Annotated in this window: 13 protein-coding genes; 6 read left to right on the top strand and 7 right to left on the bottom strand. The window is 64.3% G+C overall.

All coding sequences use genetic code 11. From position 1 onward, the window contains the following. Window positions 1-110: 110 nt before the first annotated feature. The 4 genes from M2336_RS05870 to M2336_RS05855 all read right to left on the bottom strand — a co-directional run bounded on the left by M2336_RS05870 (window position 111) and on the right by M2336_RS05855 (window position 4,778). Window positions 111-1,301 carry an alginate export family protein gene (locus tag M2336_RS05870; RefSeq protein ID WP_264592652.1) on the bottom strand — a complete coding sequence of 397 codons (1,191 nt, stop codon included), beginning with the start codon at window positions 1,299-1,301 and terminating at the stop codon, window positions 111-113. A gap of 56 nt (window positions 1,302-1,357) precedes the next feature. Next, window positions 1,358-2,608, bottom strand: coding sequence for a nitrate/nitrite transporter (locus M2336_RS05865; RefSeq protein ID WP_264574321.1), 1,251 nt, complete (start codon window positions 2,606-2,608; stop codon window positions 1,358-1,360). A gap of 383 nt (window positions 2,609-2,991) precedes the next feature. After that, entirely contained in the window at window positions 2,992-4,200 is a 1,209-nt protein-coding gene (locus M2336_RS05860) for a CmpA/NrtA family ABC transporter substrate-binding protein (protein WP_264574320.1), read from the bottom strand. Next, entirely contained in the window at window positions 4,197-4,778 is a 582-nt protein-coding gene (locus M2336_RS05855) for an ANTAR domain-containing response regulator (protein ID WP_264574319.1), read from the bottom strand. Before M2336_RS05855 ends, M2336_RS05860 begins: the two co-directional genes overlap by 4 nt. 223 nt (window positions 4,779-5,001) lie before the next feature. Here M2336_RS05855 and M2336_RS05850 point away from each other — a divergent pair, with 223 nt between their 5' ends. The 5 genes from M2336_RS05850 (at window position 5,002) to M2336_RS05830 (ending at window position 11,171) form a co-directional block, all read left to right on the top strand. After that, a complete protein-coding gene (locus tag M2336_RS05850; protein WP_264574318.1) occupies window positions 5,002-5,892 on the top strand; it encodes a TauD/TfdA dioxygenase family protein in 891 nt (296 codons plus the stop codon). Between the two features lie 203 nt (window positions 5,893-6,095). Next, the gene (locus M2336_RS05845) at window positions 6,096-8,417 is read left to right on the top strand and encodes a TonB-dependent receptor (RefSeq protein ID WP_264574317.1); all 2,322 of its coding nucleotides are present in this window, start codon (window positions 6,096-6,098) and stop codon (window positions 8,415-8,417) included. 117 nt (window positions 8,418-8,534) lie between these two features. Continuing rightward, window positions 8,535-9,407, top strand: coding sequence for a 3-mercaptopyruvate sulfurtransferase (gene sseA / locus M2336_RS05840; RefSeq protein WP_264574965.1), 873 nt, complete (start codon window positions 8,535-8,537; stop codon window positions 9,405-9,407). A gap of 66 nt (window positions 9,408-9,473) precedes the next feature. Then, the gene (locus M2336_RS05835; protein ID WP_264574316.1) at window positions 9,474-10,223 is read left to right on the top strand and encodes a glutathione S-transferase family protein; all 750 of its coding nucleotides are present in this window, start codon (window positions 9,474-9,476) and stop codon (window positions 10,221-10,223) included. 63 nt (window positions 10,224-10,286) lie between these two features. Next, window positions 10,287-11,171 (top strand): MBL fold metallo-hydrolase, encoded by an 885-nt coding sequence (locus tag M2336_RS05830; protein ID WP_264592651.1) that lies wholly within the window; start codon window positions 10,287-10,289, stop codon window positions 11,169-11,171. An 18-nt stretch (window positions 11,172-11,189) separates the two neighbouring features. Here the strand turns inward: M2336_RS05830 and M2336_RS05825 are convergent, their stop codons facing one another. From M2336_RS05825 to M2336_RS05815, 3 genes are read right to left on the bottom strand one after another with little or no spacing between them, the layout of a single operon-like run. Then, window positions 11,190-12,953 (bottom strand): pyrroloquinoline quinone-dependent dehydrogenase, encoded by a 1,764-nt coding sequence (locus M2336_RS05825; protein WP_264574314.1) that lies wholly within the window; start codon window positions 12,951-12,953, stop codon window positions 11,190-11,192. A gap of 37 nt (window positions 12,954-12,990) precedes the next feature. Continuing rightward, entirely contained in the window at window positions 12,991-13,509 is a 519-nt protein-coding gene (locus tag M2336_RS05820; protein WP_264574313.1) for a c-type cytochrome, read from the bottom strand. A 10-nt stretch (window positions 13,510-13,519) separates the two neighbouring features. Continuing rightward, on the bottom strand, window positions 13,520-14,860 hold the full coding sequence (locus M2336_RS05815) for a spinster family MFS transporter (protein WP_264570812.1): 1,341 nt from the start codon (window positions 14,858-14,860) through the stop codon (window positions 13,520-13,522). A 398-nt stretch (window positions 14,861-15,258) separates the two neighbouring features. Between M2336_RS05815 and M2336_RS05810 the strand changes: the two genes are divergently transcribed. Beyond that, a complete protein-coding gene (locus M2336_RS05810; RefSeq protein WP_264574311.1) occupies window positions 15,259-16,191 on the top strand; it encodes a LysR family transcriptional regulator in 933 nt (310 codons plus the stop codon). Window positions 16,192-16,193: the final 2 nt, after the last annotated feature.

Genomic DNA, 16,193 nt, shown 5'->3' with positions numbered 1-16,193 from the left:
GCCCATCCGCGGGCCAGTCTCAGCTATGAAATCCGTCGGGCGTCCTTGCCCTTCGCACTGCAACATGACGCGATTCGCGAAACCGCGCAAGCGATTCCGGCGCGTCATCGTCACAGCGCCCAATCCAGTTGCAGCCACAGCTTGCTGGTGTCGGTCCCGAAGCTGTCCGCCGCATAGCGTGCAAAACGCGCAGATACCGTGGCCTTATCACGCTTCACACTGGCGAGGAAATTGATCTCGTCGCCATAATGACGCGCCAGCCGGTCACTCTCGAATCGGTGATAGATGGCCTGCACCGTCACGCCCCGCCGGCCGTAGCTCGCGCCCGCGTAGAGATCGCGCAGGCCATCGGGCGGGGTGGTGAGGAACTTGTCCGCCCAGCCCTGAAACTTGAAATTGGTGCCGAGCGGCGTCTGGACGCTGGTGAACGCGGCGCCGCCGGACGCGCCGAGCACTTCATAGCCGGCATTGAGCTTGAGGGCGGCCACATCCAGCGTCACGTCCGCCAACCAATAGTCCGCCGCATAATCATTGGGATTGCGGCGATAATCGCTCTGCCGCGCGTAGCTGAGCGCATAGCCGAGCTTCGTGGAGGCCGAGAGCTTGCGCGTCCCCGCGAGCCGGACGCCATAGGTCTGGCTCGACAGCCGATAGCCCTGCACCGCCGCCTCGTCCTGATCGATCAGATAGGCAAAGCCGGTAACGGTGCCGAACGGCGTCTTCGCCGAGACGTTGGTCAGCACGCTATCGCCGTCGATGCTGCGCGGCCGGGCACCGGCGCCATCCACGCCCCAGATGGTGCGCACCTGCCAGACATAGGCGACATCCGCGCGAACGCCCGGAAGTCCGGTCCATTCTCCGCGCGCGGCATCGAAGCTCTGGCCGTTCTGCCGGAAGCCGACCGCGCCGACGAAGCGCTCGTCATCCAGCATGATGCGCTGCCGCCCGGCGGTGAGCGCAAAGGACGGCGTGCGATAGGCAATCTGCGCGCGGGACAGAGCCACATTTTGCGGGTCGGCGATAAGCGGCCGGTTGGCCGCGCCGTTCAACCCGTCAAAGGCATCCCCTGCGAGACGGAGCGTGCCCTGCCCTTCCACCAGCGCGGAGAGTGGCCCGAGGCTGGCTTGCGCGCCGGCGCGGAGCCGGGCCGTTGCCGCATCGGCTTGCGACTGGGCCAGCCCGTCCTGATCGACGCTCTCATAGCGCAGACGCAGTTCGGCGAGCGGCTTGACCGTCAGATCCTGGGCGCAAGCCGGCCCGGCGGCGACCAGCAGGGCCGCCGTCATAGACAAAGATTTCATGATTTTCCCCCTGATGAGACGGGCGGAGCCAGCGGCCCCGCCCCATCGTCACGCCATCAGATGCGCGCGCCGGTCGTCCAGGTCGCGCGCCACTTGCTCTTGACCGCCAGCATCCCCGCGAGCGCCAGAACCGCGAGGCCGGCGAAGATCAGGAAGCCCGAAGAGAAGCTGCCGGTGAGTTGCTTGGCAAACCCGAGCGAGGAGGCCAAGTAGAAGCCGCCCACGCCGCCCGCCATGCCGACCAGCCCGGTCATGATGCCGATTTCCGCCTGGAAGCGCTGCGGCACGAGCTGGAACACCGCGCCATTGCCCGTGCCCAGGGCCAGCATGGCGAGCACGAAGAGGCCGAGCGCGGCGGGGAGCGTGGTCGCCATGCTCACCCCGGCAAGGGCCAGCGCGGCGACGAGGAACACCAGCACAAGCGTGTTGATGCCGCCGACCCGATCCGCCAGCGCCCCGCCCATTGGCCGCACCAGTGATCCGGCGAACACGCAGGCCGCCGTGCAATAGCCGGCCATGATCGGGCTGAGCAGGAACTGATCGGTAAAGTAGATGCTGAGCGAGGCGGAAAGTCCCGAGAAACCGCCAAACGTGACGGCATAAAAGCCCATCAGCCACCAGGCGTCCGCCGTCTGGAGCGGTTTGAAATATTCGAGGACCTTCTTGGGCGCGGGCTGATTCGGCGCGTCCTTGGCCATCACCATGTAGATCACGAAGACGATCGCGAGCGGAATGCAGGCGAGGCCCAGCACCGCGTTCCAGCCGAAGAGCTTGGCCAGCGTCGGCGCGAACAGCGCGGCGAGGACCGTGCCGGAATTGCCCATACCGGCAAGACCCATCGCCTTGCCCTGATGCTCGGGCGGATACCAGCGGCTGGCCAGCGGCAGCGCGATGGCGAAGCTGGCGCCCGCGAAACCGAGGATCACGCCCAGCGCCAGCGTGCCGCCGAAGCTGTCCACGCCCATCATCCACGCCGTCATCAGTCCGACGATGACGATGACCTGGCTGATCGCGCCGGAGAGCTTGGGGCCGATCCGGTCGACCAGCAACCCGTTCACGACGCGCAAGATGGCGCCCATCAGCGTGGGGGTTGCGACCATCAGCCCCTTCTGCGCAGCCGACAGTCCCAGCGTGGCGGAGATATCCGGCGCGAGTGGGCCGAGCATCACCCAGACCATGAAAGCGAGATCGAAATAGAGAAACGAGGCGATCAACGTTGGCTTGTGGCCCACGCGCCAGAAATTGCTTTTCTCGGATGATGCCTGCGTGGCGCTCATGCCAGTCACGTCACTGATTATCGTTGCCATGTCACGTCCCCTTAGTGACGAAGCCCCCTGATGGGCGGTGAAACGAAAAAAGCCGCTCGGCAGACGATGCGCACAAAAATGCACATGTCTGGCCAGCGGCATTGCTGCAAAATTTGGGAGGACGCGGCCCGCTCCCTCAATGGAGCGCCTGTCCAAGCGGTCACGCCTCGTCGCGTAACGGAGATACTATCTCGCGATTCGGCTCATGTTGCAAGGCACAATTTTGGGCAGAGTCGGAGGCGGCAATCTCATGCCCGATGAGCCAAGCTCAAACCCTCTCCCCTTGAGGGAGAGGGATGCGCAGACTTGGCAGCGTTCTGCCTGGTCGAAGCTGGGAGAGGGGTAGCGATCCGAAGGATCGCGGGGATCGATGATCCGCCCCCTCATCCCCGCTCGAACCCCGCCAGATAAGCCTCGATCTGATCCGGATCGAACTTGCGACCATCGAAGAAGCGATCTGGCCCCAGCGTGATCGCGCCGCGCGGGGCGCCGATGGGGAGTGGGCTGGTGAGGGCGCCTTCCACCTTGCTGCTGGCGCCCGGCATCGGCGCGTCGCTGTCGGCCAGCGCGCGGCGGTAGATGTCCGGCCGGAAGACGGACGCGGCCTTGGCGCGGCTCGCCTCGCCGGGCTTCACCATGCGCCAGCGCACGAACTGGGAGTAAATCCACAGCGCCTGGCTCTGCCAGGGAAAGGGCGTGGCCTCGCGGGCGAAGAGCAGGAAGTCGGGCAGATCGACCGGCGGCTCGCCCTGCCGCGCGACGATGCGCCCGGCCAGCCCACGCTCCACCAGTGGGATTGGCTGATCGAGATAGGCCGGCCCGGCGAGCAGGAAGGCCAGTTCCGCGCGATTGGCGGGATCGTCGCACCAGAGCGCTGCCTTGGCCATGGCCCGCAGCAGCGCATCGACTGCATCCGGATTGGCTTCCATCCAGTCGGTGCGGAAGGTGAGCACCTTTTCGACGCCGCGCTGCCAGAGCCGTTCGCTCGCCGCCACGGCTTCGGCAAGCCCGGCCTCTATGGCCGCACTGCCCCAGGGCTCGCCGGCCGTGAAGCCATCGATCTCGCCGGCGCGCATCGCCTCGACCATCAGTGAGGGCGGCAGCACGCGCATCACCACGTCGCGGTAGGGATCGATCCCGGCGCTGGCGAGGAAGTAGCGCAGCACAAGAGCATGGCTGGAAAAGCGATGGACGACGCCGATGATCGGCTTGCGATGATGCAGACCGATGGCGGTGGCGAAATCATGTGCGGTGGCCAGCGGATCGTTGAGGCGCGCGGACGTGTCCGGCTCCAGCGCGGCGGAAAAGCCCGGCGCCATGACGATGAGGTTGCCATTGACGTTGAGCTTATAGGGCGCGGAAAGCGCGCAAGGCTGCTGGCTCAAGCCCAGCGTCACCGCCACCGCGAGCGGGGCCAGCATGTGCGCAGCCTGCACCTGGCCGTAGACGAGCCGGTCGCGCAGCGTAGCCCAGCTGGTATCGCGCAGCAGATCGAGCGCGACGCCCTCGGCTTGCGCAAAACCCTTCTCGCGCGCGGCAACGAGAACGGCGGTATCGGTCAGTCCTAGAAAGGCAATGCGGATCGGCGTCACGGCGTGCCTCCCAGCAGATCATGCGCGGTAATCAGGGCCGCGGCGATATCGACCATCTTCTTCCCCTGGTTCATCGCGCTGGAGCGCAGCAGAGCATAAGCCTCCGGCTCGCCGAGGCCGCGCTGCGCCATGAGGATGGCCTTGGCGCGATCGATCGTCTTGCGGTCGGCCAGTTGCGTGCGCGCATCGTCCAGCTCGGCCTGCATCCGGGCGAAGGCATTGAAGCGACGGATCGCCAGATCGAGGATCGGCTTGATCCGCTCCTTGCGCAGCCCGTCGACCACATAGGCAGAGATGCCGGCATCGATCGCCGCCTCGATCATGCTGTCATCCGACTGGTCGACGAACATCGCGATGGGCTTGGCCAGCGCACGGCTGACGGTGAGCATTTCTTCCAGTGTATCGCGGCTGGGGTTGCCGAGGTCCATCAGCACCACGTCCGGCGCCATGCGCTCGAGCCGCGCGACGAAGGCGCCGCGTGGGGGGACGACATGGATGTCGTCATAGCCGGCATCACGCAGCCCTTCCTCGAGGACCGTCGCGCGCGCGCCGCTATCATCGACGATGACGATTCTCATGAGATCTCTTTTCGCACCCGCAGCGCAAGTGCGCCAAGCGCAGGGCTCTAGTCAAACATAAAGCCGGTGGTGCGGCATGCAATGGCGAGCGGAGAATGGGCCGGGCTCAAGCTCCACTTCGTGATGACGTTATGCACGCAGTCGATAGGCCCCATGCGCCACCACACCGTTGCCCACGTCAGGCCACGCCATAAGTCTCGATAAAAATATCGGGAGACGATGCATGGAGATCAATCCGCTTCATCCGCTGTTTGCAGCGGAACTTATCGGCGCTGACCTTTCCACCGAGCCGGATCAGACGCTGATCGACCTCGTCGAAGAGGCGATGGCGCAATATGCGGTGCTCGTCATCCGCGGGCAGTCGCACATCGGTGATGCGGATCACATTCGCTTCAGCCGGGCGTTCGGCCCGCTGGAACTCCCCCATGGCACGCGCTCTGATGGCGCCGCTCCCCGCAAGCGGATCAGCCCGCTGCTCTACGATGCCTCCAATCTTCGGCTGGACGGAGAGATCATGGCGCCGGACGACAAGGCGGTCGCCAACAACAAGGGCAATGAGCTGTTCCACATGGACAGTTCCTTCCACGCCATGCCAACCAAATGGTCACTCCTGCTCGGCCACAGCGTCACCAGTGAGGGCGGTGAGACGGAGCTGGTCGACACCCGGGCCGTGTACGACGCGCTGCCCGAGGATCTGCGGAACCGGATCGACGGGCGCGTTGCCGAGCATAATGTCTGGATCTCGCGCCAGCGCATCGGCTTCGAGGGCACGATGGCGCTCAAGGAGATGTATCCGGCGGTCACCCACGACATTGTCGGCCTGTCCGCGTCCGGCCGAAAGTGCCTCGTGATCGGCTCCCACGCGGACCATATCATCGGCATGGATGAAGCCGAGGGTCGCGCCTTGCTGGACGCCCTCGTCGCCTTCGCATCCCAGCCGCAATTTATCTACAGCCACCGGTGGCAGCAGGGAGACCTGCTCATCTGGGACAATCGGTGCACCCTGCATCGCGCCCGCCCGTTCGATTACTTCGGTGTGAAGCGCGACCTGCGTCGCTCGACCATCTGCGAATATGGCGACGAAATGTCCGCTATCGAGGCGCGGCGGACCTGATCAGCGCCGCCGTACGGGGGATCGATATGCACAAGCTGAATAACGGTTATCGCCGCGCCCTCATGGCCGCTGTTCATGAGCGATGATATCCGCCCATCGTTGGCTTGACACGCCGCCGGCTCGTCCGCCGCGGCCCACGCGCCAGCCAAGCTACCGCCCAAAGAGCGGCGCTTAGAGTAGCAGCGATTTCAAGGGAGAGTGATATGGGGCTCAAGACGATTTTTGGTTGTTCTGCATCGGCAGCCGTGCTGGCGAGCCTGTGCGTCGCGGCGCCTGCCGTCGCGCAGGATGCGGCCGAGACGGCCAGAACCGACGGTGACATCGTGGTGACGGCGCGCTTTCGCGAGGAACGCCTGCAGACCGTGCCGATCGCCATCACCGCCGTCACCGGCGACGAACTGGTGGCGCGCGATGCGCGGGACGTAACCGCGCTGTCCAACACCACGCCGAACATCTATCTGCGGGAAGGCAGCGCCGCCTTTGGCAAGTCGCTCCAGTCGACCATCCGTGGCATCGGCGAGTCCGATTATCAGTTCACCATCGAGCCTGCGATCGGCGTCTATGTTGACGACGTGTATCACGGCACGGTGTTCGGCGGCGTGCTTGGCCTGCTCGATCTGGAACGCGCGGAAGTTCTGCGCGGTCCGCAGGGCACGCTGTTCGGCAAGAACTCGCTCGGCGGCGCGCTTCGGCTCGTTTCCAAGCAGGCGACCGGCAGCAACACCGGCTATGTCGAGGCGACCGCAGGCAGCTACGACCGCATGGACGTGCGCGGCGCCTTCGATGCATCGCTGATCAAGGATCGCGTCTTCCTGCGTGTTTCGGGCGCGTCGCTGAGCCGCGAGGGCTATATGTCCGTGCTGGACTTCGCCTGCGCCAACCCCGGCAGCACCGGCGCGGGCACGGCGCCGCTGTCCTACCTGCTGCGCCAGAGAACGACGGAATCCGGATGTGAGGTCGGCAAGCTCGGCAACATCAACACCAAGGCGGCGCGGGCCTCTCTGCGCGCGCTGGTGAGCGATGACCTCGAAGTGACCGTGACGGGCGATTATTCCCGCGATCATACGGCCCAGAGCGCCTACAAGCTGCTCACCATCAGCCCGACACTGACGTCATACAATGCCACCATCGGCGTGCCGCTGTACGGGATTCCCTACGACAGCCGCTTCATCACCAACTCGCCCTACACGACCTATGCCGCCTATCAGCCCGGCCGCAACGGTCTGGCCCTGCCCAATGAGAGCAATCTCGATCAGTGGGGCATCACCGGGAAGATCCACTGGAAGCTGGGCGAGAATATCAGCCTCACCTCGATCACGGCATGGCGGAAATATGACGGCTTCTTCGGGCGCGATGGCGATGGCTCGCCGATGGACCTGGGCGGCAGCGCGGAGACTCTGGGCCACCACCAGTTCAGCCAGGAAGTCCGCCTGTCCGGCCTGATGATGGATGACCGGCTGGATTGGACCCTGGGCGGCTATTATTATACGGCGACCGGCAATTATGACAGCTGGGTCTACTTCGCCACGCTCAACCTGACCCAGTTCACCAAGGATATCTCGAAGAGCAAGAACTACTCGGCCTTCGCGCATGTCGCCTTTGCGCTCACCGATCAGCTCAAGCTGAACGGTGGCCTGCGCTACAGCAACGAGAAGAAGGACTATGTGTTCGACCGTCTCTATTACGAGACCGGCACGCGGCCCTTCGCTTACACCACGGCCGATGTCGCCTATGACCGCGTCGACTATCGCGTCGGTCTGGACTTCAAGGCCAGCGAAGACGTGTTCCTTTACGGCTCGGTTTCCAGCGGCTTCCGCTCGGGTGGCTTCAATCCTCGTCCGCTCAGCGCGGCGCAGGTGACTGCGGTGTTGCCGGAAACGGTGACGTCCTACGAGTTGGGCGCGAAGCTCAACCTGCTGGATCGCGCCGTACAGGCCAATTTTGCGGTCTTCCAGACGGACTTCACCAACCGTCAGGTCACCGCCATCGTGCCGGATCTCAACGGCGTTCCCAACTCGCTGCGCACCAATGCCGGCACCGCCCGCATTCGCGGCGTGGAAGCCGAGGTGACGGTGCGTCCCACGCAGGGCCTGACCCTGAACGGCATGTTGGGGTATAATGACTTCGCGTATACCGATCTGGGCGCGGCGGCGGCTGTTCCCAACGGCCCGTGCGCAACCTGCGAACCGGTCGGCGCCCCGGCGTTCAACTATGCCGTCGCGGCGCAGTATGACTTCGACCTGGGTTCCGCCGGCGAGGTGAGCGTGAGGGCCGACTGGAACTGGCGCAGCCGCATCTGGTACGATCTGGCCAACACACTCAGCCAGTCCCAGCCGGGCTATGGCCTGCTCGGGGCGCGGGTGAGCTGGCAGCCGGATGCGAGCGGGCTGACGCTCTCGGCGTCGATCAGCAACCTGACCGATACCTTCTATTATACCGGCATTGGCCCGACCTCGACGGCCGGCATCCAGGCCACCCCGTCCAGACCGCGCGAGTGGGCCGTCACCGCCCGCTACGAGTTCTGAGCAGACAATGAAAGTTCAGGTCCGGGGCCGTCACAGGCCCCGGATTTTGCCTGACCGGCACAACAGCATGGCGACGCATCGCGAAACACGGGTCGCCCGGCATCGATGAGGACCGCTATGGACAATCTCGTTTCCACTCAATGGCTCGCCGAGCAGCTTGGCGCTCCCGATCTCTGCATCGTCGATGCGACGCGGCACCATTTCGAGCCGGAGCGGCAGTCCGCCGCCGAATATGAAGCAGGGCACATTCCGGGCGCGGTGTTTCTCGATCTGCTTCATCTGGTCGATGCCGCCTCCCCCATCGATAATACGATGCCGCAGGCGGAGCAGTTTTCGGCCCGGATGCGCGAGCTGGGCGTTTCTGCCGATCAACGCATCGTTATTTACGATGACAGCGTGGTGAAGACGGCGGCGCGGGCCTGGTTCATGTTCCGCATGTACGGCCTGCCGAATGTTGCCATGCTCGATGGCGGCCTGGCGAAATGGAAGGCCGAGGGGCGGCCGCTCGCCACCGGTATCGAGACGCGAACGCCCAGCACGTTTACAGCGTCCTTCGACGAGACGCGCCTGCGCGACAAGGCGGACGTTCTGCGCAACATCGAGGACAAGACCGCGCAGCATATCGACGGCCGCGGCGCGGCCCACTTCAGCGGCGCGGATGAAGACCCCAATCCCGCCGTTGCATCCGGCCATGTGCCCGGCTCGATCAACGTGCCCTTCTGGGATCTGTTCGAGGCGGACGGGACATTCAAGAGCGACGAAACGCTCAGGGGCGTGTTCGCGAACACCGGCGTAGACCTCTCCAAGCCGATCATCACCAGTTGCGGGGGCGGTGTCGTCGCCTGCGCGCTTGCCCTCGCGCTGGAGCGGATCGGCAAGGAGGATGTCGCGCTTTACGATGGAAGCTGGACGGAATGGGGCGCCGATCCGGCCCTGCCCAAGGCCAAAGGCCCCGCCCAGCCCACCTCCGCCAAGCCTGCCTCCGCCTGAGCGAACGGCATCAGACCTCCCTCGAACAAACCCCGCCACGCCCCCCGGCCGGCGAAAGAGAGTGCCATGACCCAGACCAACCCCATCCGCATCTACGACCTCAATCTCGTCACCGGCGCGACGATCAGCCCCTTCTGCTGGCAGGCCAAATATGCCGTGGCCCATAAGGGGCTGGAGGCCGAGATGAGCGAGGGGGGCTTTACCTCGCTCTCGCGCCGCACTGGTGGCCGCACCGATTTCCATCCCGGCATCAGCGATGGCGACACATGGGTGTTCGAGAGCCTGCGCAGCGGCGATTTCGTCGTCGCGGATTATCTCGACCGCGCCTATCCCGACCGACCGATGCTGTTCCGCAATGCGGACCATCATGACTATGTGAAGTTCCTGGATACCTGGCTGTGGGCCACCGCGATCAAGCCTTGGTTCCAATGCTACATCCTCGACTATCACGATCTCTCCCTGCCGGAAGATCGCCCCTATGTGCGCGAAAGCCGCGAGCGGGATTTTCTGGGCGGACGCACGCTGGAGGACGCGCAGGCCGGACGGGAAGAGCGCCTGCCGCTGGTCGTGCCGCAGCTCGAGCCGCTGCGCGAAGTGCTGCGCGAGCGCAGATGGCTCGGCGGCGAGGCGCCGGACTTTGCCGATTATTCCGCGCTCTCCATCTTCCTGTGGGCCGCCTCCGTCGCGAAGACGCCGCCCCTCCCCGAGGATGATTTCCTGCGCGACTGGTATGAGCGCGGCTGCGATCTGTTCGGCGGCATCGGTCGCCATCCCGGCCTGCATTCCATCTTCGGCCTGAAGATGCCGACCGCCTGAACAAGCCCCGGTCCGTGTACGGCCGGTTCGCCGGCTGTCCGCGCCCATTCGAGACCAACAAGCATGACGATGTGCCAAGCGCGCGGCGGTCCCCGGATCGCCGCCTTTTTCCATGAGCCGAGCTTTACCGTCAGCTATGTCGTGCATGATCCGGCCTCCCGGCAGGCGGCGATCATCGACAGCGTGCTGGATTTCGATCCGGCCTCCGGGCGCACCGCGTTCACCTCGGCCGATACCATCACAGCCCATGTGGTCGAAGCCGGACTGACGGTGGCGTGGCATCTGGAAACCCATATCCATGCCGATCATCTCTCCGCAGCGCCCTATCTGCAGGCGAGGCTCGGCGGCCAGTTGGCGGTCAGCCGCGCGATCATCACCGTGCAGGCGCTGTTCGGGCGGCTGTTCAATGCCGGCAGCGATTTCGCGCGGGATGGCTCGCAGTTCGACCGGCTGCTCGAGGATGGTGACAGCCTGCCCTTGGGCAATCTCGACTGCCAGGTTCTCCATGTGCCCGGGCACACCCCCGCTGATCTCGCCTTTCTCATCGGCGACGCCGCCTTTGTCGGCGACACGCTGTTCATGCCGGATTACGGCACGGCCCGCGCGGACTTTCCCGGCGGCGATGCGCGCACCCTGTTTCGCTCGATCCGCCGCCTTCTCGCCGTGCCAGACGAGACGCGCCTGTTCCTCTGCCATGATTACAAGGCGCCGGGCCGCGACACTTTCTGTTGGGAGACCACCGTGGCCGCCCAGCGCGCGGACAACATCCATGTGCGGGACGGCATCGATGAGGAGAGTTTCGTCGCGATGCGCGAGGCGCGCGACAGGTCGCTTGCCATGCCTCAGCTCCTGATGCCCTCCATTCAAGTGAACATGCAGGGCGGCCGCCTGCCCGAGCCCGAAGGCAATGGCGTGCGCTACCTCAAGATTCCCATCGACGCCTTTTGAGGACGTTGTTCAGGCAGGTCATTTCTTCGCCGGCAGCTTGAACACGAAGATCGAGTTGCCCGCGCCGGAGGGCAGCGGTGTCTCCGGGAACGCCGCCGCGATGGAGCTTGCCGAAACACTATAGCCGGTGGGGACGACGAGATATTGCTCGCCGTCCAGCTCATAGGTCATCGGCGAGCCGCCGACCGGCGCATTGAGCCGCTGCTGCCAGAGGACCACGCCGGTCTTCTGGTCCCAGGCCTTGACGAAGCGGCCCGCATCGCCGCCGATCACCAGCCCGCCCCCGGTCGCCAGCAGCGAGGATGTCGGGACGGTGCGCTGCCGCGCCTTCCAGCCTTCAACCCTCGGCTTGCGCGCGCCAACACTGATCGCCTCGACCAGCCCCGCATCCGTCACGCCTTCAGGCAAGGTACGCGGCCCAAACTTCATGGACGCGATGATGTTGCCGGTGGTGAACTTGGTCTGCGTGGCCGAGATGGTGTTGCACGCCTCCGTCAGCGGCACATAGAATTGCCCGGTGAGCGGACTGTAGGCACCGGCCTGCCACAATTTGCCGCCGGAAATGGAGGTGCAGATGTTCACTTCCTCGCCCAGCGCCTTGATGATCATCGCCTCATTGGGATGAACCGTCCCGTCCGGATCGATGCGCGAGACGGAATTCTGGAACACCGTGTCCTTCGACCAGAGATATTTCCCCGTGTCGCGATCCAGGGCGAAGAAGATGCCGTTCTTGCCCGCCACGGAGATCATCAGGCGGCGCATCTTGCCGCCCTCCGGCACATCGACCAGCACGCGCTCGAAGGGGCTGTCCAGATCCCAGTTGTCGCGGGGGAGATGCTGGTAATACCATTTGATCTTGCCGGTATCGGCATCGATTGCCAGCGTCGAATTGGTGTAGAGGACGTTGCCCTTGCCGGTGCCGCGGATCAGCTCCGAATAAGGGCCGGGGCCGCCGGTGCCCCAGAAGGTGGTGTTCGTCCGGGGATCGTAAGAACCAGTTGCCCAGGGCGTGCCGCCCCAGCGATTGGCCGGCGGCACCTCCCCCCAGCTCCGGCCCTGCGCCGGATTGGCGGGATCGTCGATAGTGTTGACGCGCCACAACTCCTTGAGCGTCTTGAAGTCGTGCGCCATGATGTAGCAGCCGCCGGCCGAACCGGCGGTCGAGCAGCCCGAAATCGCCGAGATGATCTTGCCGTTCACGACGAGCGGACCGACCGTGTAGCTATAGCCCTTGCGGTAATCGAGAGCCTGCACCTCGCGGCGGACCTCGCCCGTCCGCGCGTCCAATATGATGATGCGCGCATCGACCGTGGTGAGCACCACGCTGTCCTCATAGAGCGCGATGGAGTTCTTCTGGCGGCGGCTTTGATAGGCTTGATAGCTCCAGTCGGCGGGAATCTTGGCGAGGGCCGGGCGATATTCCCAGATCAGGTCGCCTGTGCGGGCATCGAGCGCCTGCACGATATTGTTGTTGGTCTGCAGGAAGAGGATGCCATCGTGCATCAGCGGCGCCGTTTCCTGCACGCCCACATCAGCCATCGGCCAGGCCCAGACGAGCTGCAACTTGCCGACTGTCTCGCGGTCGATCTGCGCGAGCGGGCTATATCCCTGATTGTCGATCGTGCGGCGCCAGGAGAGCCACTCGCCTGCCGGCGGATCGCGCAGCATCTGGTCGGTGACCGGCTCGTAGCGCTCCCTCACGCCTTGCGCGTGGGACGGCACTGAAAGGCCTGCCAAGACCAAAGCGGCCCAGGTCATTGCAGCAAGGGGAGGCTTGCTCATTATAAACTCCATATCTGAGCAACCGGGCGCGGCAGGATCACTTCACGCTCGGCAGTGTCTTGCCCCAGGTGTAGGCTTGCGGAACGGCCTCAGGCGCCTCGGGTGGGGCGCTGGATGCAGGTGCCGGGCTGCCATGCGCACCGGCAATGGCTGCAAGGGACATGCCCTTCATCGCTTGCGGGTCCGCCATCAGCGGCACTGCGCCGGCGCGGGCGCCGTTCGCCTTGAGGATATAGGCGACGATGTTCAGATAATCCTGCTCGGCAAGTCGCCCGGGCGCCTGCGGCGGCATTGCTGTGCTGATGTAGCTATATAGCCCTGCCACCGTGTCGAAATTCTGCATCACATCCGTGCCGACAAGGCCGGGCGCATTGGGACCGCGCAGTTCCGCGCCGTGGCACATCGCGCACTGGCTGTTATAGGCCTTCTCGCCCGCGCTCGCCTGCTCGGCCGTGAACACGGTCACGGCCGGTTCGCTGGCAGCAATCGTGGAGGCTGAGAGAACCACAGCCGCGAGGGACACAGCCCATATCCGGACGAGATCTGTTCGGCTCATGGTTCTGCCCTCACGCACCGGCCCATGTCCGCGCTTCGGCTGTGTCACTGGAGAGATGGCGCCCGGCCCGCAGCATGATGGGGCCTGCAATCACCCCCACAAACGCCGTGATCGCCATGGAATAGCGGATCGCCTCATCCTGCCAGATCGTCGCCAGCTGGTCGTTGAGGATGCCGACGCCCAGCGGGCCGATGATCTGGCCGAGAATGGCGATGGAGAGGACGTAGAGCGCCATGCCGAAGGAGCGGATCGGCACCGGCATCACCTGAATCAGCAACAGGGACAGCAATGGCACCATCATGCTCGCGGCGACGCTGTCGATGGCCGCCCCGATCGCCACGAAAAGGATATTCGTCGAGAAGAGAAAGACATATTGCGAAAGGCCGACGGCGGTGAAGCACAGAGCCGGGAGCCAAATCCGCCAGCGCTCGTCATAGCGCAGCAGGCGCGCGAGCAGGATGCCACCGCCGATCGCCCCGACAAGACCGGAAATACCCCGAATGGGGCCGAGCAGGCTGGCGCTCTCCGCCACGCTCATGCCGTGCACGCGCAGCATGAAGGTCGTGCTCCAAACAATGTGCGCATAGAAGGAGATCGTCACCAAGGCGGCGCCGAGTGTCGCAAACACATAAGTGCGGCGCTTGAGCAGGAAGGCCAGCGAGCTCTTGAATGTCGGCTTGGCGGCCTCGCCATCCGGCGCCTTGTCATCGAAGCGGCCCCGCTGCGGCTCGCGCACCGTCAGCATCATCAGCAGACCCAGGCCCAGGCCCACGCAACCGGCCACCCAATAGACGACGCGCCATCCATAAAGATGCCCCATCCACCCCGCGATGGGCGTGAACACCAGCCCGGATATCGCGGTCCCGGATGCCATAATGGAGAAGGCCAGCGGCCGATGCTTCTTGTCGAAAATGTCCGAGAGCAGCGAGGTGGAGGGCGGCGTGCCCGCAGCCTCGCCGGCGCCCATCAAAAAGCGCGCCGCCGCCATCTGCCACACATTGGTGACGAAGCCCGTCGCCAGCGTCATCACGCTCCAGAAGGAGAAGCCGATGCCGATGATCATCTTGCGGTTCCATCGGTCCGCCAGTCGCGCAATGGGAATGCCCATCACCGCATAGATCAGCACGAAGGCAACGCCGGTGATCAGACCCAGCTCTGTGTCGGTCAGCTTGAGGTCCGCCTGAATGAGCGGGAAGAGCAGCGAGATCAGCAGCCGGTCGAAATAGTTGAAGGCATAAGCCAGGGTGAGCAAGGCGAGCATATAGATCGACCGGGGGGTCCACCCGCCGTCGCGCGATACTGAGGCGTCAAGAGCGGCCGGTGCGGCGGCTGAAGAAGGGATCGATGACATAGAACGGCCTTCAAACTCGATATGAAACGGGGGCGATGCGATGCGCAGATACGCCGCTAAATCCAACTCCGCTCATACGGTCGTCATCCTCTCAGGTCGGGCTGCAGCCCCTCATTGTCCATCATGCACGGCGAAGGCAATTGGGTGGGATGCGCGTTCGCCCGGATGATATTTTCCCGATGGCTAACATGGCGCCGCGGCGCCCACCATGGCGCCTGATCCATATTGGTCATCGACCTGCTGCATAGCACCGGGCCTTCGATGAGCAGTCCAATCAGCTAAACAAGAGCGCGCCTCTGCGCGGCCGAGCCTGTCGCATCGTGGGCGCTGGCCTTTGCCGGCAAAGAGGATAACGCTGAAGCCTCGCGCAAGCGACTGCGACGGAATAAGGAGCGGATATGGAATATGGCAAGCTTCGCAATTTCGATCTGAACCTGCTGGTCGTGCTGGGTGCGGTCCTGGAGCATCAGAGTGTCAGCGCCGCCGCCGACGAGCTGTCCATGTCGCAAAGCTCGGCCAGTCACGCGCTCACCCGGTTGCGCCGCCTGCTGGGGGATGAGCTGTTCGTCAAGACGCGCAACCGCATGATGCCGACCCCAAAAACGCTGGAACTGGCGGGCCCGATCAACGAGATTCTTCAATCAGCAGGGAATATCCTGCTCTCGACTGCATCCTTCCAGCCGGAACTGGCCGAGCGGACCCTGCATCTTGCGCTCGGCGATGTCGGCGAGATCATGCTGATGTCGACACTCCTCGAGTTCGTCCGCAACACGGCGCCGAGTTGCAAGATCCAGACAGTCATGAGCCTTGCCCATGAAGCCGAGCAGGAATTGCTGGACGGCAAGCTCGATCTTTATGTGGGCTTCATCGCCTCGCCCTCGCTCGATTTGATGTGCCAGAAGCTCTACGACGACGACATGGTTGTCATCTGCGCGACCGACTATCCCTATGAGGGCGTCATGACGATCGCGGATTATGCCGCTGCCGATCATGTCATCCATCAGATCCGCTCCGCCGCCAAGACACGGGTTGATCATATGCTCGACAGTCGGGGCCTGCGCCGCAACTCCCGGATCATCACGCCCAATGCGAGCGCGACGCCCTTCATCGTCTCGAATGACAAGACGCTGATCGCGCTTTACCCGCGATCGCTCGCCACCTTCATGAAGAAGATCCACGATATCAAGATATTGGAGCTGGATTTCGACACCGGCACCATCGAGGTGCTGCAATATTGGCACCGCCGCTATAACAATGATCCGCTCGTCTCATGGCTGCGCAAGTCGATGTTCGGCATGTTCAACGACGCGACGAAGAACCGGGGCGGGTGAGG

The organism is Sphingobium sp. B1D7B, assembly GCF_025961965.1.
Lineage (GTDB): Bacteria > Pseudomonadota > Alphaproteobacteria > Sphingomonadales > Sphingomonadaceae > Sphingobium.
The sequence above is the reverse complement of the archived record's forward strand: the minus strand, read 5'-3'. Positions and strand labels throughout refer to the sequence as shown.